Here is a 25,558-nt window from a genome sequence, read left to right on the forward strand (position 1 = left end):
GGCAGGGGACATTCCGGAGTTGATCAAGGCGAGTGCATCGTGACCGCGAGCAGTGCCGCGTTGTGGGCTTGTTTGACGGCACCGCGAGATGCCACCAGCGTCCCCTCCGGCGCAGCCGGCGGCTCGTTGCTACTGGTGGAGCCGTTTGCGGCGTGGCCCGGGCGTGTGGCCTTGCGGCGCCTGGGACGCCCCGGGCACTGGGGATAGTGCTCGGGGCGTCCGGGGGGTTGGAGTTATCGACGGAGGTCGTCGAGGGCGCGCATGAAGGCTTCCTCGCTGACCACGGGTACACCGAGGGTGCGCGCGTTTTTGGCCTTGCCGGACAGCGAGTCGGGGTCGGCCGCGACGACGGCCTTCGTCTGGCGGCTGACCGAGGTCATCATCTGCAACCCGACCTGCCGCGCTTCCGCGGTGATCTCGGAGCGGCCCCGCCGCATCTGTCCGGTGAGCACGATTTTGTCGCCGAGGGCGAGGGTCAGTCCGCCAACGGTGACATCGGATGACGTCGAGTCGACCCAGTCCGGGGCGGCCTGTGCGCTGAGGGCGTCCTCCGCGGCCTGGTCGTCGAGCCCGAGAAGAGCAGCGACCGTTGCCACGTCGTGTTGCTCTTGCCGGGTGAGGACACCGTCGGACCAGGCGGCTCGCGCGAGCTCGTGCAGGTACCGGTGATGGATCTCGAGTGCGTCCGTCTTCTGTAGGCCGAGGTCGTGTGCGAGGTCAAGCAGTCCGTCGGCCTCGGTCTCGGAGATCTGCCGGTCGAGCAGAGCCCCGTCGAGCATGGCCATGTAGGCGTCGGTGGTGGGTTGTCCGGTGCGCGGAATCCGGTCGACGAGCCGGGCGAGGAAGTGCGGTGTGATGTAGTCGGATGGCCGCCGCTGAACTGGTGCGACTGTCGAGGGCGGTTGAGCTGGCCATGCCCACCGCGCTGCATGGTGGTGCGCCTCGGAGATCTCGAGCGTGTGGGGAGCGTGGTGGAGGAAGAACACGAGCAGTTCCGCGGCGGCTTCGGCGTCGGCGCCGGCGGTGTGCCAGCTGCGGTCGGCGAGGCCGGCGGCGGCGCAGCACTCGATCAATGATCGCCGTGACCAGGGCATAGCTCGACCGGCGACGCGCATGGTGCACAGCCCGGCCTCGGCATGGAAGGGGGTATCGATGCCCATGCGCTCGAATTCCGCACGCAGGTGCATCGCGTCGAACGGCCAGTTGTGTGCGACGACGATGCGCCCGGCGAGCAGCTCGATCACGTCGCCGGCGAGCTGCTCGAATCGAGGTGCCCGCCGGACGTCGGCGGCACGGATACCGTGGATAGCTTGCGGGCCGAGGTCGCGGTCCGGGTTGACGAGCGTGTTCCACGAGTTCGTGATCGTGCCGTCAGGGTCGACGTGGACGACAGCGATCTCGGCGATGCGGTGGCGGAAGCCGGTGAAGACGCCAGTGGTCTCGGTGTCGACGACCGCGAACCCCATTGCGTGGTTCACAGGGCGAGCCGGTTCACGCCGGCGGAGGTCAGGGCCGCTTGCCACGACGGTGGGAGGGCCTCTACTGGGCCGTGCTTCTCGAGGATGTAGCGGCGGCGTCCCTTCACCTGCTCGGTCTCACCCCAAAGCTCAACGACCCAGCGCAGGACGTTCGCGATCGTGAGGACCTCGGCGACCGCCGGTGCACCGGCGGGAACGCCCAATCGGGCCAGCTCACGCAGCTCTGTCAAGGTGGACGGGAGATTGTCGGTCGGAAAGTCTCGGGACCATTCCAACGCCGCGACGCTGCGTCCAGACTCCTTGGTCTGGGCGACTGTCTGCTCGAAGCTCCCGCGGCGCCCTACCAGCTCGGCGAACGCCTCGGTGAGTGAGAAGACATGCGTGTCCCACCAGTTGCGGCCACCTCTGTCGACACCGGCGGCCGTCGTCAGCTTCGTCAGCGCCTCATCGACGGTGCCGAGATCGGCTGCGGTCAAAGCGCGCCGCTCGATGCAGGTGAGCAGGCGTCTGGCTGTCTCCCGGTCCCCGAAAGCCTGCTCCTGCCGCTCGACCCAGGCGCCGGTCGGTTTCCCGCCACCGCTGATCTGCCAAAGCGCGATCGCGTCGCCGCCATTCTCGTCCTGCCCGAGGGCCAGCACTGCGCTACCCGTCGCCCAGAGCCCCTCCAGCTGCGTTGGTGCGCTGAGCTCGTCGGTCGCTACCACTGCTGATCGCTCCTCCTCACGCGGCCTGCGCCGCGACGGTCGTTGATCAGCACGTCGACGGTCAGCGCATCTGGCGTTACATCATCTGCCGACTCAGCCGACCGGCGTGTCGGGTGGCTCGTTTGACGGTGCAATCGGGTAGGGCCTGCGATCCGGCCGCAGTTCGGCAACCTGCGAGTGGATCCAGTCCCGAGCCCTGGAGATCGGTCCCGAGGGACGTCCTAGACGGTATGGAGGCCTGGGCTGGGGCCTCACCACATGTGAGCGTGGGTTGCCGGGCAGGAGTGGGTCCTGGCCGGTAGAGCCACAAGATGTGGGAGGCCCCAGTGGAGCGGAATCGTACGAGTGTCGGGCTGGACGTGCACGCACGCTCGGTGCTGGCCTGCGGGCTGGACGCGGATACCGGGCAGCTGTTCGAGCGCCGGTTGACCCCGGATCACGGCGAGATCGCCGGATGGCTGCGGTTGCTGCCCGGCCCGGTCGCTGTGGCCTATGAGGCCGGGCCGACCGGGTTCGGGCTGGCCCGGTTCTTGACCGGGCAAGGGATCCAGTGCTGGGTAGCGGCGCCCTCCAAGCTGCAGCGCCCGTCCGGGGATCGGGTCAAGACAGACAAGCGTGACGCCCGGCACCTGGCCAGGCTGCTGCACCTCGGGGAGATCGTTGCGGTGACGGTGCCGAGCGTGGAGCGGGAGGCAGCACGCGACCTGATCCGGGCCCGCGACGATGTGCGCGGGGATCTGATGTCGGCGCGGCACCGGTTGTCGAAGCTGTTGCTGCGCCAAGGGATCGTCTACTACGGCGGCAAACCGTGGACCGGTGTCCACGAGCAGTGGCTGCGCACCCAACGCCGCTCGCAGGTGTTCACCGCGCCTGGGTTGGGGCTGGCCTTCGACATCGCCTACGACACCTTGCTGGCCACGCTTGCACGTCGGGACCGGCTCGACGCCGCGATCACCGAGATGGCCGCCGACAGTGTGTTCACTCCGGTCGTGACTCGGCTCGGGTGCCTGCGTGGGGTCTCGACGTTGACCGCGTTCGGGCTCGCGGTGGAGATCGGTGACTGGCAGCGGTTGACCGGCCGCTCGATCGGGGCCTATCTCGGGCTGGTGCCCACCGAGTCCTCCTCCGGGGCGTCGCGCTCGCAGGGTTCGATCACCAAGACCGGCAACGCTCACGCCCGCCGGCTGCTGATCGAAGCGGCCTGGCACCACCGCCGCCCCTGCACGTCCGGGCGTGGGCTGCGGCGCCGACAGGATCGGGCCACCCCGGCCGCCCGCGACCGCGCCCAGCGCGCCAACCGGCGCCTGCACACTCGCTGGGCCCGCTTCGACGCCCGCCACAAGCAACCCGTGATCGCCAACACCGCGATTGCCCGTGAGCTGGCCGGCTGGTGCTGGTCACTGGCCGTCCTCCACGACTAACCCGCGGACCTCACACACGTCCGGATAAGCCGAGCCGGTGACGGCAGCGCCTGTGAGCGAGACCCGCGACCCTCCTATGAGCACCCCCCTACCCACACCCATCGCTGGGGAGCGCAAGGGGGCGACGCTCGCTACTAGACCCGCGGCCCCCGCTCGAGCCGAACAGTCCGTCCTGCGGTGACCAACCCGCGAATATCAGACTGACGACGCGTCGATACCGACACGCTCGTCACCAGCTTGACCCATCCGGGCCCCCGGGGCGGTGTCCACAGCGGCGGGCCGTGGACACCGCCCCACCTTGCCCACTTGACAAGACCGGCCGACATATCAGGAGGGGCGGACGACGTCGGGTGCCGATCTCGGCGCCTCGGCGGCGGCACGTCGTTGTCCGCTTCTCCGACGACGAGCTCCTCTGGTCCGTCGACGCGTAGCTCTGACTGGCGTCGCCTTTTGCGCCGGGATCGGACGGGCAGCAATCGGCGCAGCGGAGCGGTGGACCTGGTCGTATCCGAGGTCGTCGGGGCCGCCGGTGATCACAAGGTTCGTGCATGGTTGGCGTGTCGGTGGGCTGATTGCTTACCTGATGGGCCGGGGCCGAGCGCCGGAGTACTTAAGCCCTCGGGTGTCCGCCAGCTGGGATGGCCAGGACACAGGTTGGCCGCCGGAACAGGCCGGACCGAATGATTCCACCGCGATCTAGGGCCGCTAATTCGGGCAATGCGGGCGCCGAGGATCAAGTTGACTCCTGAGGAGTGGAGCGGCAATGAGGAGCAGCGGGACGCCTGCAAGGATGGGTGCCCGAATACCGCCGGTAGTTGCGATGACACCGCCGAGTTGTGCGCCGCAGGCCTCGGCGCCCCGTACTACGGTGAGATAGCTGGCGGTGACCCGTCCTAGTAGTTCGGATGGGCTTCGGCGCTGTCTCAGGGTTCGGGCGATCACATTGAAGACGGCAAAAGCGGCGCTGCTGATGGCCAGTGCACGGCTGTAAAGGTGTTCGCGGTCGTGCCGATGAGCAGCTGCGCCGAGGCCATCGCGACGACTGCCGCCCATAGGACGCCAGCAGACCCGAATCGCCGAACCATCCGGCCGCAGGTCAGGCCACCGAGGATTCCGCCGATTGCGCCGACCCCGAGCAGGATTCCGTAAGTAGCCGGCTGCTCGCCGAGGATCTCTGTGACGTAGAGACCTAGGACGGCGAGGAAGGCGCCATCAGCCGTGATCACCAGACATGTCGCCGCTATGAGGTGCCGGAGTTGACGGTCGTTCCACAGCCACACTAGACCGGCGCGGATCTCGTCGCGGATGGTGCGTATGACCGCCGAGCCGGAGGGACGCCGCTCGGACGGCAGAGAAGCGAAGACATCAGGGAGCGTGTAGACGAGTACGACTGCCACCACCAGCCCGGCGGAGTTGGTGATCAGAGGCAGCGCCGCAGCTACACCGAACAACCAGCCGCCGGCCGCTGGTCCGGCCAGCTCTCCCCCGACCAGACCACCGGCCACGAGACGTCCATTCGCGACATCGAGCTGATGATTTGCAACGACACGCGGCAGCGCTGTCGAGGCGGCGGTATCGTGGATCATCGAGCCAAGACCAGTAAGAAATGCCGCCGCGTAGAGCATCAACAGGCTCGCGGCATCGGTCAACACGGCCACGGCCAGTGCAGCACACGGGCGACATCGACGATGACCATGGTCTTGCGCAGGTCAACTCGATCGACGAGCACGCCAACACCCGGCCCCAGGAGCAGCCAGGGCACGGCTTGGATCGCGGTCACGGCGACAACCGCGATGGGGCTGCTGGTCCAAGACACGGCCAGCAGCGGGAAGGCCGCCAACCGAAGGCCCTCACCGAAGTCGGCCAGGAACGCAGCCGTCCAGTAGCGCCCGAACGGCTTCCCAACGCCTGCGATCATCACGGCCAGAGCCTCGCACCGCTCGATTCGCTGTAGGGGAGACCGGGCGAACTCCCGCCGAGTGGAGTCCCCACCGCGTGCCCCCTCCTGAACATGCCCTACAGCCTCGTTCTAGATGCCATCCCTTCACCTGGCAGGGCCCGACTGCGCGGACGCTCAGGGGCGGCCGTCAACGCACACCACACTCCAACTTGCGGACTTGCCCACGAGGAGGGGGTGATAGCCGCCGTGAGCCCCGGGAGGTACGCCCCACCGCGGAGATCTGCCCGCACGGCGAGGGCACGTCTCTTCCCGCGCTCGTTCTCGCGTTCGTGCACATTCCACGTGCGAGAGCGACCGCTTGGCGCGCAGCCTTGGCAGTCGGGTAACAGATGACACTCGGTAGTCGACGTGTCACTCATGCGCATTGACTCTGTCGAGATTGCAAACTTCCGGTGCATAGAGCATCTGGCAATAGAGTTTGACAATATAACAACATTCGTTGGTCCAAACGGAGCGGGAAAGTCAACCGTTTTGCGCGCGCTAGATTGGTTCTTCAATGGCGAGTCCTTGACCGAAGAAGACGTCTTCAAAGGTGCATCGCCAGACTCTCGGCAAATCCAAGTCAGCGTAACGTTCAAAAGCTTGACCTCACTCGACCGCGAAATGCTCGGCCCTAAATATGCTCCCCACGGGGTTGAATTTTTCACTGCGTGGCGAACTTGGTCTGACGGGGTCGACAAGTTCACCGGGAAGGCTCGAGCATATCCGCCCTTTGAGGAGGTGCGAGCGGCGACGACGGCAGCGGACAAGAGAACCGTCCTCAACGCGCTCGCACAGCAGTCGCCGGAGCTTTCGATTCCTCGATGGACAAATCAATCAGCTAGTCTTCAGGCGATGGACTCTTGGGAGCGAGAACACCCTGAACTACTTGTTGAAGCAGAAGTCTCCGACACCCACTTCTTTGGATTTCGCGGAAACAAGAAGTTGTCCGGACTGTTCGATTATGTACTAGTTGCGGCGGACCTACGCGCCGCAGAAGAGAGTGCTGACTCGAAGACGGCCATAGTTGGGAGGCTGCTTGATCTCATCATAGACCGGTCAAAAGCGAATGATGCCGGAGCTCAACTAGTTGCGGATCTGGCAGTGCGCCAAGCTGAGATCAACGCAGAACATCTTGATCGTCAATTGGCCGATGCGGCCGGGGCGATCTCTGGCGAAATGGAGCTGTTCTCAGCTGGTCGAACAGTTAAACTTGAAGTCGATTCACCTCCGGTTCGAGTGCAGGCATCAAAGATCGGAATCCGCATAATCGACGACGTAGTTGAGACAACGGTCGAACGGCAGGGTCACGGCCTACAGCGCACACTCCTGATTTCGACTCTCCGGCTACTCGCATCCAAAGGCGCGCTGCATCCGTCGGAGAGCACCGTGGTCCTCGCAATCGAGGAACCCGAGCTCTTCCAGCATCCAACCCAGGCTAAGCTACTGGCCTCCGTCCTGCGTCAGATTGCATCGGGACCGAACTCCAGCGTTCAGGTTGCGTATGCGACACATAGCCCTTACTTCATCGAGCCTCGATACTTCGACCAACTTCGCAGGATTACGAGAGGTCGAGCGGAAAATTCCTCGGTTCCATCGGTTAGCTTGCACCAAGCATCCATGGAGAGCGTTGCCGCACGCTTGGCCGGCCATCGCTCTCTTGGCGCATTGGTCGGCCGCTGGCAACAAGTCTGTCTGAGCAACTTGGCGGAAGCTTTCTTCGCCAATGCGGCAGTAGTCGTTGAGGGCGATCACGATAAGGCAATTCTCGAAGGGATTGCTGCTCGCACTCGGCCGTTTGAGGTCGATGGAATTGTAGTTGCGACCTCTAAGGGTAAGTTGGGGATTCAGATCCTGCACGCAATACTCGCAGAGTTGGGCATTCCTACCCTTTGCGTATTTGATAACGATTCTGGCCTCGGGACGCGAATGAGCCGTGACGGAAAAGATGTGCGGGTGATTGAACAACAAGAGTTGGCGACAATGCGCGAAAACAGGGAGATGCTGCGATACTTCGGACTTGACGAGATTGACTACCCTGAAGGGATTCTAAGCTCGTCGGTCGGCGCAATGCCCGATATGGTTGAGACTGAACTAAAGGAACACTGGCCAGCATGGGCTAAGAAGCGAGAGGCGCTAATTGAGGAGGGACGCGGAGCATCCGGGAAGAACGGCGCGACGTACGCACTAGCAGCGGAGGAGTCCGTGGAAGAGCCCGAAGGCGCGCTGGTAGATTTCGTAGAAGCGGCTCGAAAACTGATGGTAAATGCTCAGGGAAGCTCGCATCTCAATCGAGCCTCAACTCCGCCCTACAGTTGAAACTTACCGAATTGAGGCAGCGACAGCACTTTTGCGCACTCCGCAGAATGGCTGTAACCGCCACCCAATTCCTCATGCGCCGCGTGAAGTCTCATGACGACTCACGGCGCGAGTACGGTTTACCGCGCAATGCGGACCGCAAGGTGTCGAACCCTGAACCGCGGATTGAAAAGGTGACGGTGTCCCGCCTCACGCAGCCCCTACCTGCACCAGCAGTTTGCGCGCCGGCCATCACGCGACGTGCGTCTGCCGTCGTTCACTGCGTTTCGCGCCACGAATGATCCCACGCGATCCACGGTTGGCGCGGTGGATCGGGCGCTTGATCCAGCGGGGCACATTCCCCCGGCGCGGATCACTGGGAGCGACTCCTTGCAACCCGCGTTGAATTGGTCATGACTCACCCACGAACGACGACCCGGCGCCTGCGCGCCGGATCGTCATCTCGCGTCCCGTTCCTGCTGGGAACGGAGGAGTTGCTTCAGTCGGGGTGGCCGTCAGCCATGCCCACTGATCGCGCGATGCCAAGGTCGGCGCCCCTGCCGGGAGTTTGACTCACGATATAGAACACGTGTTCGATTCGCGCTAGCATCGCGAGGTGGTCGCCCGGTGGGGGAAGCGCCTGGGCACCACCTCGCGTCATGCGGGAGGAGTGGGCCCGCCCGGGCCACAGGGTGGGCGGCGCCAACGGAAGAAGTCCCCGAGCGCGCGCAGGATCTCGGGCCTCTCGGCCGGCTCTGCGCCGTGGAGCGCGATCGCCAGTGCAAGCAGCCGGACGAGCGCGTAAACGACGGCTGCTCCGGCGGGGCCTATTGCCAATGCTTGCCAGTCCGCAGGCACACTTCTCCCTACCTGCTCGCTGTATCCGTGCGAGCGTTTCGGCAGGGGTGGGAGCCGTCCAGAAGGTTACACGATCACTCCCGCACGTCTGGTTGCACTCGCCACTCGTGGCCTGACCAGCACTCTGGTGGGGCCCGAGACGGTGCTGGCGGACGCGCTGCTTATGTCCCGTAACGGTCCGTGGCTACCGATCGACTACTGCCTTGCCTTGTCAATGATCGACGGGAGCGCGGCAGTGGCGAATAAGTACCCGAGGATCAAGCTCGGGATCCGGGGCGGCGTAGCCGCGTTCGCGGCGATCGGCGCGTCTCGGGGGCGCTGCAAGCCGCCTCGACCTCGGACCCGGCCATCTGGCTCCTCGCGGCCACTGGCACTGCCGCGCTGTTCTGCCTTGCCTACCTGATACGGCCGTTCCTTCCGGGATCATCGAGCGGCAGCAGCCAACTGCCCCCTCCGCACATGACGGTAGCCGGGAAAGTGGAAGCGGTCGTTGCGGTTGTAGCTGCAATAGGGGTCGTCGGGATGTTGATGGTCGTCGGGCAGCAGGTGGTTGCCGGCGAGGGACGCGCCCGCTGTTGTGGTGCCAGTGCGGCTGCAGAAGAGGATTCCCACGATTGAACATCCACAGGGGCCTGTTAGCGAGGTCGAGAGTGCCGGCGGCCAGGCAGGAGATCTGAGCCAAGGCGAGACGCTCTGGGTGTTCGTGAGCGAGTTCGGCAGCGAAGATGGCAGCGACGACCGCGACTTCTACCTCCAGCCGGGGCCGTGCATCATCAAGGACGATCGAACTTGGAGCTGTGGGGAGGTATACATAGGGGAGAATCCAGGCGATAAGGCTCACGTCTGGGTCGTCCGCGCGGACTCACGGCGGACGGATGAGTTCGTCCGCATGTGGCAAGACCCACTTTTGTGGGACAGCGACACGAACACGCCGAATCCGGAGAATGACGCGCGTCGCTATCCGGCTCTACCGGCAGGTGTGGTTGCGTCTGAACGGCCGCTCCTGGCAACCAGACGGTAGAAGATCAGGCCCGTCAGTCGATCACCTACCGCTCCCGCATGATCTCGCCGGGATGTCCCGAGCTGCCGTCCGGCGGCTCGGGTGCCACGGCGGGAAGCCAGCGGGCCGCTCGAACGAGATTGGCGAAGCGCTGACGATCTGCCTGCTTGAGTGCACACTCGGTGATCTCGCCGCGAGGAACGCCGCAGACGCTGAACACAGCAGCCATGAGAACGTAGGCCGGATACGCGATGGGCGCGATCAAGATGCCCCAGTGCATAGCAAAGCTGAGCAGGGAAACCCTCACGTTGTCGCAGCGCCGAGGATCATCGCGGACGACTTGGACATCAAGCATGACTGCCCCGATGCGACTCGGAAGAGGCCTGCGCACGCCAGTCGATCTCCAGACGCTCCCGCCTGACCCGGTGGCGTGCTCGTGAACCCAGGCCGTCCGAGCGCGGCGTCCTCGAGGTCTCGGTGCGCGCCCTAACCGGCCGGTCCCGCTGGCTCGCTCACTACACCTCCGGCTCGTGGCGGCCGCCGGTCTCGGCTACCCCGCCCTCGCCCGTGGGGCACGCGAGACGCGAGATTGCGCAGTTCTGGTCCACACCAGCGACGGGTCGCTGGAACACGACGTGTCTTCTGTACCGATAGGACCGGCTATCGCTGGCGTCGTCCCAAGTCTTCGAGGAGCAAGTCGAGGGTCTCGTCATCGGCCCAGCCGTTGACCGCGATCGATCCGTCAGCTCGGACGTGCACCTCAAGGCGGTCGGGGATGCCTTCGAGTCCGTCGAGGAGCGTCTCGTACCGTTGGCTGAGGGCGTGGAAGCTTTGGTTCGCGGAGCCTGCCCAGGGGCGCGCGTGGTCGGGCGATCCGGCTCGATAGGGCCCATCGACGAGAAGGTCTGTCGATGCGAGTAGGGCTTTGATGTCAGATCGGGTTGCAGACCACTCACGCAGCGTCTCGAGTTCGTACCCGGTGAAGGTCATGATCGAGAGGCCTGTGGCGCGAACGCGTTGTGCCACGGCGGCGAGGGGCAGTGCCTGATCGAAAGGCTCTCCGCCGAGCAGAGTTATTCCTTCGACGCCGTTGATTTCGGCGAGATTTATCAGTTCGCGGGCGAGATCGCCTGGGTCCCGCGGCGTGCCGCCGCGGTTGCTCCAGAGGTGAGGGTTGAAACAGCCGGGGCAGCGGATGGTGCAGCCCTGTACCCAGAGTGCGGTGCGGAGTCCCGGGCCTTCGGCCCGGGTTTTGCCGAGGATGCGGTTCACCGCGACGTGGTCGGCTGGGGCTGCGGGTGGAGGACTCGGCATCATTGACGATCAGTAGTCCAGCACTCGGCCGTAGCCGGTGTGCGGAGCGGGCCCACGACTGGGCGGGGAGCACGTGACGAGCGGCCGGATGCGCTGATGTTCGTGTGGCGCGAGGCCGGCGGCGTCGGCGAATTCGGAGACGCTCGTGAAGCCTCGTCGGGCTGCGCGCTCGTGCATGACCCGTTGGATGCGTTGCGGTGTCATCCCGGGCAGCGCTGCAAGTTTCTCGGGGCCAGTCGTGTTGACGTCGACCGGGCGTGGCGCCTCTGTCGGGGGGGCCGGGGGCTGGAACCCGGCGACTCCTGGTCCAGGAGCGTGAAGCCATGGGGAACTAGTGATGCCGGTTGACCCGGCGTTGCTCGGAGGGGGTGCGGGTGCGTAGTACTGGCCGGCGTCGATGCCCATTGCCGTGACTTCGGGAGGCAGATGATTCTGCGGGGGTGATGGTGAGCTGCTCTCCTGTGCGGCGTACCAGGGCGCGTGGTTCTGACTACGCCACCGAAGCCAGCTCTTGTTGCTCAAGACGGCATGCACTATTCCGGCTGCCCAAAGCGCGAGCATGACGCCACCGAGCCACTCGTTTGGCTTGCCGTTCGGCCCTTCAGTACCGTCCGTGAAGAAGAAGATCGCGGCGGTTGCGGCCGCGTAGAGGCCGCCAGCGATCTGCCAGTCTCGTCGGGAGGCTTTGGTGCCGACGTAGAGGAATGACGCCCAGGTTATGATCCCGATGCCCACAATGGGGCCAAGGAGCCAAATGCTGTGTCGTATACGCCAGGCGCGATCGGCGAGTAGCTCCTGCGGCGCCCGGGAGCGGCGGTCACGACCAGCCGAGCTCATTGCGTGCCTCCTGGATGTTCGTGGCTGCACTTCGCGTGTAGTCCTCGGTGTAAGAGCTATCCGTGGTGGTGGCTCCGAGTAGGTCCTCGAGTAGCCTGATGTAGTCGAGGCATGCGGTACCGGTGACGTTTTTCGTCTCAGCTGAGACGGTGCCGTCCGGCCTGATCAGGACAATGATCTGAGCGGGGGGATTCATCGGAGGATCACCTTTGCACGCTAAGCACGAGGGCGACGGAATCGTCGGCGGATACGGTCTCAGACTCCACCTGAAGGCCGGCCAGTGGAGCGCGTTCGCGTAGACGCGCTAGAACGGCCGCCTGCACCCGCCGGCCGTAGGCGGAGTCGATCGAGGCGATGATGCCGCGGGCGCGGCTCTCGTCTACCTCACCGGTCAAGTGTGCCGACCAGGTGCCTTCGTGATCGCGGGCGAAGTACGCGGTGACGCCATGCCATGACGCCGTGAGCTGGTGCGGGTTCTCGACCCGGACACCCGCGCCGACGTCGGTGAGCGCCTCGGCAAGCAGTCCTGTGTCGCGCATGCGCGTGCCGACCTCACAGACGTTTCGACCCTGGGCGTCCACGCCGGAGCCCTTGGCCGTATGCACGGCCGTCACGGCAGCGATTGCGAGGGGGAGCAGCACCAGCGAGATGCTCACAGCAGACAACTCCTCATTCGATGCGGCATAGATCGGTCAGAAGTCAACTGTGCGTCCTCCGCGGGCGTGCAGCACACCGGGAGTGAGGGGAGTGCCCCTGTCCGCTGGGGTCGGTGCGGGGTGGAAGTCGGCGACCCACTCGTCCGGCTCGGACCGGTCTTCCGCAGCGGTGGCCGCGACTGCACGGACGTTCGCCCATGAGCGGATCGCCTGGATTTGCTCGGACTGGGTGATCGATAGCGGCACCATGTTCGCAACGGCGCGCAGTAGGTCATCGCGTCGGAGCGAGCGACGTTCGGCGAAGGCGTCAAACAACGCGGCGATGACGGCCTGTTCGATCTCGGCGCCGGAGTAGCCTTCACTGGCGTTCGAGAGTTCGCTGAGCAGGGCGTCGCTGCGGCGTAGATCGCCGGCGACGGCGCTGGTCCGTAGGCGCTTGCTGAGTTGTAAGTCCCAAATGCTCTGGCGCTCGGGATCGGTGGGCAGGTCAACGAAGAAGATCTCGTCGAATCGGCCCTTACGGAGGAACTCCGGCGGCAGGTTCTCGATGTTGTTAGCCGTCGCGATGACAAAGACTGGTCGGGTCTTCTCCTGCATCCAGGTTAGAAAGGATCCGAAGACCCGGGAGGATGTTCCCGAGTCGCCGCTGTTCCCAACCCCGGCGAACCCTTTTTCGATCTCGTCGATCCAGAGGATACACGGAGCGGTCGCCTCCGCTGTTGAAATGCTAGTGCGCATGTTCTGCTCACTTGAGCCGACCAACCCTGAGAAGACTTTTCCGATGTCCATCCGAAGCAGCGGTAGGCCCCAGGCGGAGGCGATCGCCTTTGCCGTCAGCGACTTGCCGCAACCGGGAACGCCGGTGATGAGGACGCCCTTCGGGGCTGGTAAGCCATAGGCAGCGGCTTCGGCGAGCCAGGAGTCGTTGCGCTTAGCCAACCATCGCTTGAGGTTTTGCAGTCCGCCGACGTCGTCCAGTGCGACGTCGACGGTTACGAACTCGAGGAGTCCCGATTTGCGGATGGTCTGGCGCTTCTCTTCCAGGACAACCTCGACGTCGTCAATGCTGAGGACACCGTCTCTCACCATCGCGCGGGCGAATGCGTTTTCAGCCTCGGCGAGTGTCAGTCCGAGAGCAGCTTTGACGAGCTTCTCTCGGTCAAAGGTGTCGACCAGGACCTGAATTCGGCCGCCCGCAGCATTGGCGTTGATCATGCCGTCAAGAAGATGTCGGATCTCGGCTTCACCTGGAAGCGGGAAGTCGACGAGCGTAATGTCCTTTTCCAATTCTGGTGGGATCCGAAGAACCGGACACACAAGGATGAGCGCGCGCGCTGCTGTCCCCGCCTTGAATGCCGCGGCGATGTCGCGAAGTCGACGGACCACTGCGGGATCAGCCGGTCGCTGGCCGTCTCCGAGCGACGCGTGGAGGTCGCGAAAGATGAATACTGTGGGGTCGGTCGTGCGGAGGGCCGCGTCCAGCGCGGCTGTCGGGGTTTCCGTTCCACCGCGGGCGGAGCCGTCCTCCGAGACTAGACCCTCAGTCGCGGACCACATCGCGACCGCGCGTGGAGTACGAAGCTCGTGGGCGTTAGACGCCAAGGAGAGGATCTCCGTAATGGCTCGCTGCTCCTCGAACGTCTCCACGTACAGGATGGGGAAGCGCGCCTTGAGCATCTCCCCGAGGACCTCGCGGAAGGATCCGCTCACTCGCTAACCCCCGGTTTGGTAGAGCTGTGTTTGGGCAGGCTACTGGGCATGGCCGACAGACCTAACACGACTCGCGCATCCTTGGCGACGGACCTCTCCGTCGGCGTCGAGGTTTGCTCGTCGAACCTGCGGGTCCAATCTTGTCGGTTCGACGTCACGAGAGGCCGTCCTTACCCCGGAGGGAGCAGTCCATCGGCGCTTCCAGCGGGGAACACAGGGACCGTCCACTGTGCTCGAGCGTGCACGAGTGACCTGTCGGCCGACCACTGCCTTACCCCTCCGATCGTGACCAGTTCGCACGCGAGCTGTCTCATCCGCTCTGCTGCACCCAAAAGCGTCTAGCGCAGCTAGCCCGCGTCCGGAGCCGATTGTCGGCTGCAGCGGCGATCGGATCAGCCAAACGAGGCCATCTTCGTGCTGGCGATGCTGAGTCTTCGAGTTGACGATGTCCGTGACCAGCGGCGGGATCCCGGCCGACAGGAGGTCGTCCGGTTCGGAGAGGTCTCTTGCAGTCATGACGGTGCGCCTCCCGTATCGCGTCTCGTGATCCGTCCGAAGTCTCACGACCATGTCGGCGTGAGCGCAGAGAACGTTCCGACGCCAAACGGGTGATAGTTGAGAGGGTCGGCGTAGCTGTGAGTGCTAGCGCCGATGCCAGCAGGGACCAGGGGACGCGTTGTGGTCGTCAGTGACGCAGCCGGAGTCGGGCTGCGGCTGGTCGCGGCGCAGAGGACCAGGTCGCACAGTCCACTGACGAGGTCGTAGTTCTTGGTCGGCACCGGACGGGTTCGGCCGTCCGAGCAGTGGCCTGCCATTCTGGCTGGAGCACTGCAGCAACCAACGCACTAGCGCCGCCTGCACGGCAAGACCACGGCCAGCCGCATGCCGCAACGTGATGGCTGGGGCACGGCTAGGGAGTTGAGGTTGAGGTTCGGCTTTGGTGAGGTGACTTTGCTTCGCGGTGGCGATTCGCTGGCGGCTCGTTCGAGATGACGACGTCAATTCCGAGCAGTTTTTTGATCATCGAGGCGAGTTGGTTCCGCTCGATGGTGTGGATGCGCTGGCTGCGGGCGCGCTGCCGGGACCGGGGGCTTAGCCACGAGGTCGTGACGAGATAGCCGTGGGTCGCTGTAGGTTTCTCCGCCATCGCGCCCATTAACGCCTGCACTTCCTTCGGTGCCACGGCTCCCCGGAATCGCTTGGCTTGAACGATGCATTCGACGGGCATGTGCGGGTCGGACTTAGTGGCCACGGCGTCGATTCCGTCGTCGCGAGATGATTCGGTTCGCCACGTGTCGTATCCCATTTTCGCGAACAGGTCCCGCACCAGCCGTTCGAACTCGTACGGGTTCATGGCCAGCAGGTCCATCCGGTGGTCGAGCTTGGCCAGGGCTTCCGGCCCGTGCGCGATCCTGTATTTGGCCATCTCGAAATTGACGATCGGCTCGATATGCTCGAGGTCATGCGGATGCGGGGACATCTCGGCACCGAGCTTGCGCAGACACGCCTTGGAGTCGAGCTTTGGATGTAGCAGGTCGAGGTCGGTGAAGGTTGCGCGGTCCGTCGTCACGGTGACCAGGCACGGATGATCCGGGCGACCTGTCGCCGGGTCGGTGGTGCGGACGTGGCCGTTTACGGAGATCGCGTCGACGGACTCTGGTGATATGCCGCGGAAGCACCCGTCGAGGACCGCCAGGATGAGCTGTGCGACCATGCCGGCGTATATGTCGGCGGCATCCGCGGCGCGCCATTTCACCTGCTCGACAGCTTTTCGGGCGGCGACGTATTTCCAGCTGCGCTCACAAGGAACGACATCCGTGTCCGGAATGTCGATCTCCAGTACGAGTTCGCGGGCCGCTGCTTCGTACGTAGCTCGACCGCCCTCTAGCAGGCCGCGTACCGCCGGGGACGATTCCAGGATCATGCCGGCGAGATTGCTGACCTCTTCCGGGTCGGCCGAGGACACCGCCACGGCGATGGCGTCCCATTTCGCCTCGTGCTCGCGTCGTCGCTGCGCAGTCCGAATCTCGTACTTCCGGGTCAAGTCGGTGAGGGCTCTCTCGAGTGTCTCGTCGTGGTGGGCGAGCGCGGCGTCGAGCTCGGCACGTGCGACGACGAGGGCGCGCTCATAACGTCGGCGCCCGAACAAGCCGGGAGGCGGGGGAGCGTACTGCGACCACTGTGGCCGAGGTGGAGCGGCGACGTCGTCGAGTGTGGGGGGCCGTTCCTCTGGAAGGGTGCGACGGAAATGTGCCAGGTCCCGGGCGGGCTCGGCGGCGGCGGCGCGCAAGAGCCCGGTGAGTTGGTCGCGTTCCGCCTTCGAGTGGGCATCGAAGCGGGCTGCATCCGCTTCCTGTCGTGCCCGCAGATCTCTTGCCTGCTCGGCTCGTTCGGTCCGGTTTGTGATGTCCTCGACTCGTCGTCGCTCGTGCGCGTGCTGCTGGAGGATGCCGTCCTGGCGCCGCTGTTGCTGCTCGCGAGCTCGGCTCCTGCCGACGGCATGCCCAGCCATCCCGTCCCAGATCGACCCCATCCGGTCACTCACAGGAGTCACCTCATCACGTGACATTTGACGACGGCACCGCTGGTCCGGTGATCGCTGCGGGCTGTGGACGAGCTCGAGATTGCGATCGGGTGAGAGGTGCGTGGGCCCGCGTGCGCGTCCCGGTGCCCGGTGCGGCCGCCGCCTGAGGTCCTGCTACCACTCCACCATCCGTCCGCATCCGGTGATCATTGCGGGCGCGTCCGGAGTGAGGGCGATCGTCTGGGTACGCAGGCGGGACAACGGGGGCAGGCGGTGCGAGGACTGATGCGGGTGGTGCAGGCCCCCGATCGTATTTCCTGTCGGTTCTCTCTCGAGACTCCGCACGTTGGCCTGGGGCTTCTCTCGCGACCGCGTTGGTTAGGAGCGTGCGGCGGACAGCTCGGCAAGGTGGGAGCAGCAGGTCGTCGAGGCCCGATGGGCTTGGGCGCAACGGTTGAGACCGCGTTCGAGCAGATGCGCTGTCAGCAGCGGTCTGGTGCGACTGTGCGGAATCCGAGCTAGCAGTCTGACTTGTTGGCACCAAAGCGATTGAATCTTCTCGTGCTGCCAGATGAAGCACTCCTGTCTGCGGTCTCCATGTAGTCGGTCGGGGCAACTGCGGCGTTGGGCGACCACGGATCGATAGCCTGCGAAGTGTCGAGTGCGGGACTTGTGGAGCGCACCCACGAGGAACCGTCCGGCGGAGCCCGGCGGCGTCGGGCGCGGACGTCGGTGCCACGGCGTCGGCAGGTGGTTGTCCGGTTCTCTGGTCCCGAACTGGGGTTGGTCCGAGATCGTGCGGCGCTTGCTGGCCTTGCGGTTGGTGCCTGGGTCGGGCAGGCCGCGCTCGAGGCGGCAGAAGGCGGCGTTAGCACATCGGTCGGGCTTCCGGATTTGCTGCGGCTGCATGCTGACGTCGCGCTCGCTGGGCAGGTGGTCGGTTCGGACGGCGTCGAGGTTGCCGAACGTGTGGTGTGTCTGCTCGCGCGGTTGGACGCGGCGATCGACCTCGTTGTGGCGGAGTTGGAGCGGGGCCGTCGGTGATTACGAAGGTGGTGCATGGCTGGCGGGTCGGTGGGCTGGTTGCTTATTTGATGGGGCCGGGGCGGGCTCAGGAGCATGTGCGGCCGCGGGTGATCGCCAGTTGGGACGGGCGGGATGCGGGCTGGCAGCCGGCGCAGACCGGGCCGGGGGAATTCGACCGGGACTTGGGCCCGCTGATCCGCGCAGTGCGGGCGCCCGCTGTCGCGGCCGGTCTGCCGGAGCGGGACGTGGACGGTAAGCGTGGGTATGTGTGGCATTGCTCGGCGCGGGTCGCGGCGGGTGATCGGGTGCTGTCGGACGCGGAGTGGGCGTCTGTCGCACGCGAGCTACTCGATGGCGCCGGCGTCGCTACGCATGGGGACGCGGGCGGGCCCCGGTGGGTGGCGATTCGGCATGCCGATGACCATGTCCATATTGCGGTGGTGCTGGTGCGGCAGGACAGCTGTCGCAGGTTCTGGCCGAGCCGGGACTACCCGCGGCTCAGGGAGACCGCGCAGCGGATCGAACAGCGCTTGGGCCTGACGGCGACTGCTGCCGCGGATGGGACGGCGGCACGTGCACCGGGGCGAGGGGAGATCGAGAAGGCTCGCCGGCAGGGCAGGGAGCCGGCACGGGTCGAGCTGGCTCGGGCGGTGCGCGTCGCAGCTGTCGCTGCCGATGGTCCGGTCGCGTTCGTCGCGGCGCTCGAGGAGGCGGGTTATCTCGTGGAGCTGCGGCGGGCGCCGTCGGGTGATCCGCTGGGGTACAAGGTTGCTCGTCGAGGAGACATGACTGCGTCGGGCGAGCCGGTGTTCTACAGCGGGAGCAAGGTAGCGCCGGATCTGTCGCTGCCACGGTTGATGCGGGCCTGGGACGAGGCGGCGGAGGGGCCGGAGGCGGCAGCGCCGATGGCGGCCGCGCGACGGCGGGTCGAGCGGGCTCGTGTCGCGGTAGGTGGCGCGCGCAGCGGTCGAGGTCACGAGGACCCCGACGGGATCGCCCACGCCACCCGGGATGTGCTGACCGCACTGGCTGGATATGGGGATGGGCTGAGCTCCGCTGCGGATGCGTTCGACCGTGGTGCCCGACCGCCGCGTGGTGCAGGTGTGCGGTTGGGGCGGTCGGGGGCGGGGCTTCGGCGAGTTGCGCGCCAGCTGGTCCGTCGCCGCCGCGGAACGTTCGGATCTACGAATGATGGCGGGCCGGCGATGGTTGCGTTGGTCTTGGCTTTGGCGGCCTTGTTGCGCGAGGTGGCTGCGTGGCAGCGGGAGCAAGGCCGGGAGCACCAGGCCGCTGCGTCACTGAGTGCGGCGGGCATGGCCACCAGCTGGGCCGAGACTAGAACGATGTCGCCAGCGTCCGCGACTGAGGTGCCGGGCCACGAGATGGTCACGCATCGACCACGGCGCGATCTGCCTGCGCCGCGACGCTCCGGACAGCCGCGCGGCTGATCCGCATGTCGCGCCCAGGATGTCTCTCGGAGGCGGAGAAGGATGCAGCGGAATCGGCAGTCGGTCAGCGTGATCGTCACGCTTGTCGGTCGGCAGGACACCACGGTGAAGGTGCATCGGCCCAATACCGACGGTGCCGCGGTGAGCGTGCGTGTCGGGGCGGCGCTGCTTTACATGCACGATTCCGAAACCGTGGCGAAGTTCGCGCGCACATGGAATGACGCCGGTCCTGCTTCGTTGTTTCTTCCTAGGGAGACCGACCTGAGCAAGGTTGCTCCTATCGCAGGCACCTCTGAGCCCGCGGTCATGTTCGAGGCTCGTGACTGTCCACCGGCTGTCGCGCGCCTGGAACGACCGGTGGGTCGCCCGAGCTACCTTCGCGTCACGCTCGGACGTGTGCTGTTCGATGTTCGTGATCGGGGTGCGTTTCATTCCACTGCGATGGCGTTCCGCCGGGCTGAGGAGCTCGCGGTGGCCTCGTTCTACCGGCCGTGGACATTGACACCTCGCGAACAAGCCGAACTCGCCGCGGCCCGCATTTTCCCCGCGCCGGTCAGGACGCCCGCACGTACCCGCGGCGCCGAATCGCGGATCGGGACTGCACGTCCTTCTCCGCCGGTTCAAGCACGAACTCCGTACAGCGCTGGGGGTGCGCTCCAGTGACCGCGTCGGACTATCCGTTGCTCGCGTTGGGCGGCTACGAGACCTACCAGCTCGCGCACATCGCCACCTACATCGCCGAAAGCCTGGCGCGCCATCGCAGCAGTGAACGTGGCTGGGCGGGTCGGGCAGCTCGAGCGGAGGCGGTCCGGGATCTGGCTGGTGCGGCGACGGCCCTGGACACCGCGTTCGGCGCGACCGAGCCCACGCCGAGTGGCCGGCTGCCCCGACCGCTGGACGCGGCCACGTACGCGACGGCGCGGGAGCTTTTGAGCACGGGGCCGCGGTCGGCCGACGTCGTGTCGCTCGCGGGCGTGGGCGGGCACGGGTGGGCCGTGGTTGGCCAGGTCCCAGGGATCGGGGCGGTAGGTGCCGCTGCTGACACGCGCGAATTGGCGGAAGCACTTCGCTCCCATCTGCTCACCAGACCGGTCGAGGAACTGGGGCCGTGGGCGGTGACGAAGGAGCCAGTCGCAGTACCGAAATTGCCGAACCAGATTGATCTCGCGACGTTCGTCGAACGGCTCAACCCTGAGAGAGCTGACGATCGTGTAGTTGCGCGGGCCTTGCGCGGGGTGAACCGGCGGACCGATGCCGCGATCCGGGCTCGCTTCGGCGGGTTCAACCTGGATGCTCCGTCGATTGTGCAGCCTCCTGCCGGCACCAAGCGTGCCCCATCGGCTGTCGCCCGCCGGGTGGTGCGGCCGGTCGTTCGTGGTGCGCAGCATCCAGCTGGACGCCGGTGGGGCATTCAGAGGCCCGCCGCCGCGCCGAGTGTCCCGAAGACGAGCGCCGGGCCGTAGGGGACGACGCTGCGACGCTCGCGCAGACCGACGATCACGGCGGTGACGGCGACCAGCAGCACCGCGTGGATCAGGCCCTCGAGCAGGGCGTTTTGGTGGCTGACCACGATCGTCAAGGTCGGGATCAGCTTGACGTCGCCCCAGCCGAGCATGGCACCCGGCAGCGTCGCGACCAGGCTGGCGCCGGCCGTCGCGAATGCGGCGACGGCGATGCCGCGGAGGCCGGCCGAGCCGGACCCCAGGGCGACGAGGACGGTGGTCCCCAGCAGGGGACCGGTGAGCAGATCGGGAAGGCGGCCCTCGCGGGCATCAACGATTGCAGCGGCCGGACCGAGCAGCACGAGAGGCACGAGGACGGCTGCTGGTTGCGGCCCGTACAGGACGAGGGCGAACCCGATGCCGGTAATGGCGGCGACCGCGGCGGTCTCGCTGATCCCCGGCGCCCACGGGCTGTGCATCCGCTGGCGGGCGAGCAGGAGCGCGGTGGGCCCCAGCGTCGCCGCCGCGACGCTGGCGGCGATCGGCGCGTATGTCATGTTCGGGGCCGTCGCGGGCCGGCGGGAAGCAGTTTGTTGAGCACAGCGAAGCTGTCCGAGGCCAGTTCTTCGGGCACCTCGAAGCCGCGAGCGTCAAGCAGCAGGGTTGCGTAGAGCTCGAGTTCGGCGCGGTTGTCCTCGGCGTGGGCGATGCGCATCAGGTCGGTGAGGGGCCGGTCGAAGGCCACGTCGATGTCGACCAGCCGGGCCTGCTCGGCGGCTCGTCGGGCGAGCGCGGTGTCGCCTTCGGCGAGGGCGATGTCGACGAGTTCGTGGGCGGCGTCGACGATGAAGCCGGGGATCTGCAGGTCGTGGCGCTGGTCGTGGTTGTTCAGCCACGCGTACCCGCCGGGGCGGAGCGCGCTGAGCACCGGACCGCGGACGAGGGCGAGGGCGGCCTCGTAGTCGGTAACGGCTTCAGGGTGGCCTGCCTCGCGGCGGGCCTGCCCGCGTTTGCGGAGCCGGCGGAACAGGTCCCAGTCGAGCAGGTGTCCGCGCAGGCGGTAGGTGCTGTCGTTTTGCATGTCGCTGACGAAGGTGGCCTTCGGGTCGCCGGCCAGGCCGCGGCCGGCCCAGCGGCGGGCGCCGTAGAAGGCGTGGCGGATGGTGGCGGGGCTGATCCGGTGGCCGTCGGGCCAGAGGTCGGTGACGGCCTTGGCCGCGGTGACGCCGGCGGGATGCAGGCTCAGGTAGACCAGCACCTCGGCGAACCAACTGGGTCGTGCGGTCGGCGTGGTCCCGGGCGCCCGGACGGTCGGCTCGCCGAGGATCGCGATCATCGGGACGGACGGCGGGCCGTCGTGATGCCAGGCGGCGAGGTCGGCGTCGAGATGCGGGTCCTGGTGCTCCACGATGGCCAAGCGTCGCGCCGCCTCCGGATCGGCCGGGGGTGCCGGCGGAGTAGGCGTCGCGCTGGCAGCTGCTGGTGCTTCCGGCTCCTCCTCGTCGTCTTCCGCTGGTTCGTTGATCACGTCGCGGAGCGATCCGTCCTCCTGCATCCCTGCCGCCCACGGCTGCGGGTCCTGGGCAGGCCCGACCGGAAGTGCGGGCTCGTCTGTCGGGCCGAGGATCGCGGCCAGGTGGGTGCCGGCGTGCTCGGTGAGCTGTGCGACGCGCCAGGGGCCATCGTTGATGTCGGGTAGCGCGAGGGTGCCGTCATCCCCGATGAGAAGGGTGGCGTTGGAGGGATCTAGTACGACGATGGACACCGCGGTGGTTCCGGGTGTGGTGGCCTCGAGCGCGTCGAGCCGGACACGCTCTCGCTCCCCGGGTTCATGCCCGATGAGCAGGACGGTGGGCAGCCAGGAGTCTGCGGCGACATCGCGCAGCCTTCCTTCCACGACGGACTCGATCCCGAGCCGTTCCGCCGCGGCGGCGGTGGCTGCGGCGCGGTCCTCGATTTCGGTCAGGGCGGTGTCGAGGTCGGGCATCGCGCGAAGCTGGTCCGGGTTCAGCGCTTCCAGGTCGTCGCCGAGGTCGACGAGGAGCACTTCGGTGTCTTCCGCGGTGCGACTGGTGGCGAGCTCGGCGGCGATGTGACGCAGGAGCGCTCTGGCCCGGGATCGGTTACCGCCGACGCGGAGCACAGCGCGTTGCTCCAGGTCGATGAGCAGGGTGCGGTCGTGGTCGGTGGCGATCGATACCAGGGTGGGGAATGGTGCGCACCGACCGGATGCCTCCTCGGCGGGGACGGGAAGCGGGTCGTCGGCACCAAGCGTCCAGTCGTCGTGCTCTCCGACCGCCACGAACGGCGGCGGCATCCCGGCCCGGGCCGCGAGGGTGATCAACGCGTCCACGTCCGTCAGCCGGACCGATTGCAGGATCGGTAGCGAGATCCCGTGGTAGTTGGCGAGGCCAAGTGACCGGAGCGCGAGATCCAGGCGAGCCGTGGCCGCGGTGGGTGTGTCGGTGTTCGCTGACCACTCGATGCGGCCAGGCACGTCGGCGGGGACCGGGATCCGGTGGCGCGCAGGGCGGTGTCGGAGCTGACGGCGCCGCCGGACCGCCAGCCTCGTGAGAAGGCCACCCACCACGAGCGACGACACGCCGAGCGCCGCAATGGTCAACGCGGGGCCCGTGCTGTCGCTGTTCGTAGCTGGCGGAACGGGTGTTGCCGCAGGTGCGGATGGTGGGGGGCTGGGAGCTGAGGTGCGCACCTCAGTCGAGGCCGTCGGAGGCGGGGGCGGGCTCTGGGGTGGCTCGACGGGCTCGGGCGCGGTGTCGGTGGGCGGTGAGGAATTCGGTGCCAGCGGGGCGGGTGTGGGCTCGGTGTTCTGCGGTGGGGTTTCGGGCAGGAACAGTGTCCAGCCGGGTTGGAGCAGATCGGGTTGTTCGAGCACGACACCTCCGGGCTGCGGGGTGGCGGTGTTCGCTGCAAAGAGCTCGTCCGCGCGGGTGGGATCGCCCAGGTACTCGCTGGCCAGCTGGGTCAGGGTGTCGCCGGGCTCGACCCGGATCGTCGCGCGGGCGTTGGCGGGCAGGATGAGTTGCCACCCGACGGTGAGCACGGATGCCTGGGTCAGCCGGCCGCCGTCGGGTTGGGTTCGCCCGACGTTGAGGTCGTAGATCTCGCGCCAGCGCAATGGGTCGCCCAGCGTGGTCTCGGCGATCCGCCACAGCGTGTCGCGGGGCTTGACGATGTGAACCGGCCCCGTTCGGTCGGGTCGGCTCGCCGCTGGCGTGCTGGACGCGACGTCGGAGCTGACGGTTGTGAGGGCCACTGCGGTTACGGGTGCGGCGATGGCGGGGCTGGCGCCGAGCATGGCCGCCACGAGCGCGGCGGCGATGCTGCGGCCCAGCCGAAATCCCGGCAGGTCGATCCGGGGAGCCGTCCGATGCGCCAGCGTGGCGATCAGCTCAGCAATGATCGAGACGGCCAGGACCAGCCACGCGCAGGACCCGACCAGGAGGAGGAACGCCATGAGGAGGGTGCCGTCGTCGGGACGCAACAGCAGATCAACGGGGGATAACCCGGATAGCGGCACGGTGAGGAGGAGCTGTCGGGCGAGCAACCACAGCAGGAGCGGAACGCCGAACAAGATCGCGACAACCGCTACGGCCGCAGCAAAGCCGGTAGCGAACCGACGGAGTGTGATCATGGCGCTCCTCCTGGTGGTATCGCCACAAGCTGTGCGTCCGCGGTGCCCTCGCTGACGATCTCGGCCTGGCCGAGCAGGCCGAGAAGCACCGTCGGACGGGTGATCCGGACCTGCACCCGGACCCGCTGGGGTGCGACCACCGTGACGGTCCCGTCGACGCCGGCCGCGGCGAGGTATGTGCGTGCCGCGGCGATCGCCCTGGTGGGGTCGACGGCGGCGGTGCCGCGGCGCAGCGCGGCGGTGTCAAGGCTCTGGGCGGCGGTTCGGGCGGTTTCCTCGGCGATCGCGTCGGCGTTGGCAAGCCCCTGTGCGGCGCGGACCCCGTCGATGCCGAGCCCGATGACGACGAACAACGCGATCACCACGATCGCCATCGGTGCGCTGACCGCGCCGCCGCCCCGCTCCGATGTGTGCCGTGGGTGCGTGGTCACGTGCGTTCGCGCCACTGGTCGATGGGGCTGGTGAAGATCGACGCAACGGTGCGGCTGCCCGGTGCACCGGGGAGGCCAAGGTCGGCCCAGGTGACCTCGCATCGGACCGCGGCGCTCACCGACGCCGGACTGCCGATGGGACGAGCAAATTCAGACGTATCCACGGCGACGTCCAGCGCCTGGCAGCGCAGCCCTTGCTCGGCCAGGCTGGCCGCGGCAGCCTCCCGCGCGGCCGTCACGGCTGTCGTCTCGCCGCGGTGCAGCGACGCCACCCTGGCCGCCGAGCGGGCGGCGTGATCAGCGCCAGCCTCGGCGGCCGCGAGTCGGCCCCCCGCCACCGCCAGCGCGATGAGCAGCCCGATCACGATCGAGAGGATCGCTGCCTCGACCGATGCGCTCCCGCCCCGCTCATCGATGGCGATCGCCGCCGTCATGGCACGACCCGTTCGAGTCCGCCCACAGCCTCTCGAGACACCTGCAGGGGAACACCCGGGATGAGGGAGAGCCCGGTACCCTCCACCCGAACCCGCAGCAGCCCGACACCTTCGTCCACACTGGCGGTCACGGTGACGTCGGTCAGGGTCGTGCCGGCAGCCCGCGAGAGAAAGTCGCTGGCGTCGCGTTGAGCGGTCGCGATGATGGATTCGGCGCCGTAATAGCGTCCAGAGCGCAGCCCGTCCTGTGCCGCGGTCAGGGCAAGTTGCCCAGCGAAGAACAGGAGGGCGACCTGGACGACAGCGAGGATCAACAGGATCACCGCGCCCCACAACAGCGCCATCTCAACGCTGGCGGCCCCGCCGCGCTCGTCCACGACCGG

General features: G+C 66.8%; 23 protein-coding genes. 6 read left to right on the forward strand and 17 right to left on the reverse strand.

The window, feature by feature from the left end:
• Positions 1-233 precede the first annotated feature (233 nt).
• Together MMF94_RS05710 and MMF94_RS05715 are read right to left on the reverse strand one after the other, a co-directional pair.
• Positions 234-1,478, reverse strand: a complete 1,245-nt coding sequence (locus tag MMF94_RS05710; protein ID WP_241035206.1) for an exonuclease domain-containing protein — start codon at positions 1,476-1,478, stop codon at positions 234-236.
• Positions 1,475-2,182, reverse strand: coding sequence for a DUF6218 family protein (locus tag MMF94_RS05715; RefSeq protein WP_241035207.1), 708 nt, complete (start codon positions 2,180-2,182; stop codon positions 1,475-1,477). Before MMF94_RS05715 ends, MMF94_RS05710 begins: the two co-directional genes overlap by 4 nt.
• Before the next feature lie 326 nt (positions 2,183-2,508).
• On the opposite strand from MMF94_RS05715, the gene MMF94_RS05720 reads away from it, so the two are divergent.
• Positions 2,509-3,603 (forward strand): IS110 family RNA-guided transposase, encoded by a 1,095-nt coding sequence (locus tag MMF94_RS05720; protein ID WP_241035208.1) that lies wholly within the window; start codon positions 2,509-2,511, stop codon positions 3,601-3,603.
• A 938-nt stretch (positions 3,604-4,541) separates the two neighbouring features.
• Here the strand turns inward: MMF94_RS05720 and MMF94_RS05725 are convergent.
• The gene (locus MMF94_RS05725; protein ID WP_277398654.1) at positions 4,542-5,261 is read right to left on the reverse strand and encodes an MFS transporter; all 720 of its coding nucleotides are present in this window, start codon (positions 5,259-5,261) and stop codon (positions 4,542-4,544) included.
• Positions 5,249-5,524 carry a hypothetical protein gene (locus tag MMF94_RS43270; protein WP_338104166.1) on the reverse strand — a complete coding sequence of 92 codons (276 nt, stop codon included), beginning with the start codon at positions 5,522-5,524 and terminating at the stop codon, positions 5,249-5,251. Before MMF94_RS43270 ends, MMF94_RS05725 begins: the two co-directional genes overlap by 13 nt.
• A 396-nt stretch (positions 5,525-5,920) precedes the next feature.
• Here MMF94_RS43270 and MMF94_RS05730 point away from each other — a divergent pair, with 396 nt between their 5' ends.
• Complete coding sequence (locus MMF94_RS05730; RefSeq protein ID WP_241035209.1) at positions 5,921-7,861, forward strand: ATP-dependent nuclease; 1,941 nt, start codon at positions 5,921-5,923, stop codon at positions 7,859-7,861.
• 1,260 nt (positions 7,862-9,121) lie between these two features.
• On the opposite strand, the gene MMF94_RS05735 is transcribed toward MMF94_RS05730, so the two are convergent.
• From MMF94_RS05735 to MMF94_RS05765, 8 genes are all read right to left on the reverse strand, one after another.
• On the reverse strand, positions 9,122-9,310 hold the full coding sequence (locus MMF94_RS05735; protein WP_241035210.1) for a hypothetical protein: 189 nt from the start codon (positions 9,308-9,310) through the stop codon (positions 9,122-9,124).
• Positions 9,311-9,744: 434 nt separating this feature from the next.
• Positions 9,745-10,053: a hypothetical protein gene (locus MMF94_RS05740; protein WP_241035211.1), complete on the reverse strand. Its 309-nt coding sequence runs from the start codon at positions 10,051-10,053 to the stop codon at positions 9,745-9,747.
• A gap of 305 nt (positions 10,054-10,358) precedes the next feature.
• Entirely contained in the window at positions 10,359-10,970 is a 612-nt protein-coding gene (locus tag MMF94_RS05745) for a 4Fe-4S single cluster domain-containing protein (protein ID WP_241035212.1), read from the reverse strand.
• Positions 10,971-11,021: 51 nt separating this feature from the next.
• Positions 11,022-11,849 (reverse strand): ComEA family DNA-binding protein, encoded by an 828-nt coding sequence (locus MMF94_RS43685; RefSeq protein ID WP_379660268.1) that lies wholly within the window; start codon positions 11,847-11,849, stop codon positions 11,022-11,024.
• Positions 11,830-12,045, reverse strand: coding sequence for a DUF2997 domain-containing protein (locus MMF94_RS05750; RefSeq protein ID WP_241035213.1), 216 nt, complete (start codon positions 12,043-12,045; stop codon positions 11,830-11,832). Before MMF94_RS05750 ends, MMF94_RS43685 begins: the two co-directional genes overlap by 20 nt.
• Positions 12,046-12,052: 7 nt before the next feature.
• Entirely contained in the window at positions 12,053-12,505 is a 453-nt protein-coding gene (locus tag MMF94_RS05755) for a hypothetical protein (RefSeq protein WP_241035214.1), read from the reverse strand.
• Between the two features lie 36 nt (positions 12,506-12,541).
• Entirely contained in the window at positions 12,542-14,215 is a 1,674-nt protein-coding gene (locus MMF94_RS05760) for an AAA family ATPase (RefSeq protein WP_241035215.1), read from the reverse strand.
• Between the two features lie 910 nt (positions 14,216-15,125).
• Positions 15,126-16,760 (reverse strand): restriction endonuclease, encoded by a 1,635-nt coding sequence (locus tag MMF94_RS05765; RefSeq protein WP_241035216.1) that lies wholly within the window; start codon positions 16,758-16,760, stop codon positions 15,126-15,128.
• 729 nt (positions 16,761-17,489) lie between these two features.
• Between MMF94_RS05765 and MMF94_RS05770 the strand changes: the two genes are divergently transcribed.
• The 4 genes from MMF94_RS05770 to MMF94_RS05785 are packed head-to-tail and all read left to right on the forward strand — an operon-like array spanning position 17,490 to position 20,676.
• Positions 17,490-17,783, forward strand: coding sequence for a hypothetical protein (locus MMF94_RS05770; protein WP_241035217.1), 294 nt, complete (start codon positions 17,490-17,492; stop codon positions 17,781-17,783).
• The gene (locus tag MMF94_RS05775) at positions 17,780-19,213 is read left to right on the forward strand and encodes a relaxase/mobilization nuclease domain-containing protein (RefSeq protein WP_241035218.1); all 1,434 of its coding nucleotides are present in this window, start codon (positions 17,780-17,782) and stop codon (positions 19,211-19,213) included. Before MMF94_RS05770 ends, MMF94_RS05775 begins: the two co-directional genes overlap by 4 nt.
• A 42-nt stretch (positions 19,214-19,255) precedes the next feature.
• Positions 19,256-19,876 (forward strand): hypothetical protein, encoded by a 621-nt coding sequence (locus MMF94_RS05780; protein WP_241035219.1) that lies wholly within the window; start codon positions 19,256-19,258, stop codon positions 19,874-19,876.
• On the forward strand, positions 19,873-20,676 hold the full coding sequence (locus MMF94_RS05785) for a hypothetical protein (protein ID WP_241035220.1): 804 nt from the start codon (positions 19,873-19,875) through the stop codon (positions 20,674-20,676). Before MMF94_RS05780 ends, MMF94_RS05785 begins: the two co-directional genes overlap by 4 nt.
• Here MMF94_RS05785 and MMF94_RS05790 read toward each other — a convergent pair.
• The 5 genes from MMF94_RS05790 to MMF94_RS05810 are packed head-to-tail and all read right to left on the reverse strand — an operon-like array spanning position 20,625 to position 25,552.
• Positions 20,625-21,212: a prepilin peptidase gene (locus MMF94_RS05790; protein ID WP_241035221.1), complete on the reverse strand. Its 588-nt coding sequence runs from the start codon at positions 21,210-21,212 to the stop codon at positions 20,625-20,627. The genes MMF94_RS05785 and MMF94_RS05790 overlap by 52 nt on opposite strands.
• Positions 21,209-24,310 (reverse strand): LysM peptidoglycan-binding domain-containing protein, encoded by a 3,102-nt coding sequence (locus MMF94_RS05795; RefSeq protein ID WP_241035222.1) that lies wholly within the window; start codon positions 24,308-24,310, stop codon positions 21,209-21,211. The genes MMF94_RS05790 and MMF94_RS05795 overlap by 4 nt, the downstream gene beginning before the upstream one ends.
• Positions 24,307-24,741, reverse strand: a complete 435-nt coding sequence (locus MMF94_RS05800; RefSeq protein WP_241035223.1) for a hypothetical protein — start codon at positions 24,739-24,741, stop codon at positions 24,307-24,309. Before MMF94_RS05800 ends, MMF94_RS05795 begins: the two co-directional genes overlap by 4 nt.
• Positions 24,738-25,175, reverse strand: a complete 438-nt coding sequence (locus tag MMF94_RS05805; protein ID WP_241035224.1) for a TadE/TadG family type IV pilus assembly protein — start codon at positions 25,173-25,175, stop codon at positions 24,738-24,740. Before MMF94_RS05805 ends, MMF94_RS05800 begins: the two co-directional genes overlap by 4 nt.
• A complete protein-coding gene (locus tag MMF94_RS05810; RefSeq protein WP_241035225.1) occupies positions 25,172-25,552 on the reverse strand; it encodes a TadE family protein in 381 nt (126 codons plus the stop codon). Before MMF94_RS05810 ends, MMF94_RS05805 begins: the two co-directional genes overlap by 4 nt.
• Positions 25,553-25,558 lie beyond the last annotated feature (6 nt).

Source organism: Pseudonocardia alaniniphila (assembly GCF_022524485.1).
In the GTDB taxonomy this organism is placed as follows: Bacteria; Actinomycetota; Actinomycetes; order Mycobacteriales; family Pseudonocardiaceae; genus Pseudonocardia; species Pseudonocardia alaniniphila.

What these genes read in the sequence shown, in the direction of transcription:
- MMF94_RS43685 (WP_379660268.1), bottom strand. Translation starts at nt 11,849, where the DNA reads ATGAGCTCGGCTGGTCGTGACCGCCGCTCCCGGGCGCCGCAGGAGCTA.
- MMF94_RS05795 (WP_241035222.1), bottom strand. Translation starts at nt 24,310, where the DNA reads ATGATCACACTCCGTCGGTTCGCTACCGGCTTTGCTGCGGCCGTAGCG.
- MMF94_RS05740 (WP_241035211.1), bottom strand. Translation starts at nt 10,053, where the DNA reads ATGCTTGATGTCCAAGTCGTCCGCGATGATCCTCGGCGCTGCGACAAC.
- MMF94_RS05780 (WP_241035219.1), top strand. Translation starts at nt 19,256, where the DNA reads ATGCAGCGGAATCGGCAGTCGGTCAGCGTGATCGTCACGCTTGTCGGT.
- MMF94_RS05805 (WP_241035224.1), bottom strand. Translation starts at nt 25,175, where the DNA reads ATGACGGCGGCGATCGCCATCGATGAGCGGGGCGGGAGCGCATCGGTC.
- MMF94_RS05730 (WP_241035209.1), top strand. Translation starts at nt 5,921, where the DNA reads ATGCGCATTGACTCTGTCGAGATTGCAAACTTCCGGTGCATAGAGCAT.
- MMF94_RS05790 (WP_241035221.1), bottom strand. Translation starts at nt 21,212, where the DNA reads ATGACATACGCGCCGATCGCCGCCAGCGTCGCGGCGGCGACGCTGGGG.
- MMF94_RS05750 (WP_241035213.1), bottom strand. Translation starts at nt 12,045, where the DNA reads ATGAATCCCCCCGCTCAGATCATTGTCCTGATCAGGCCGGACGGCACC.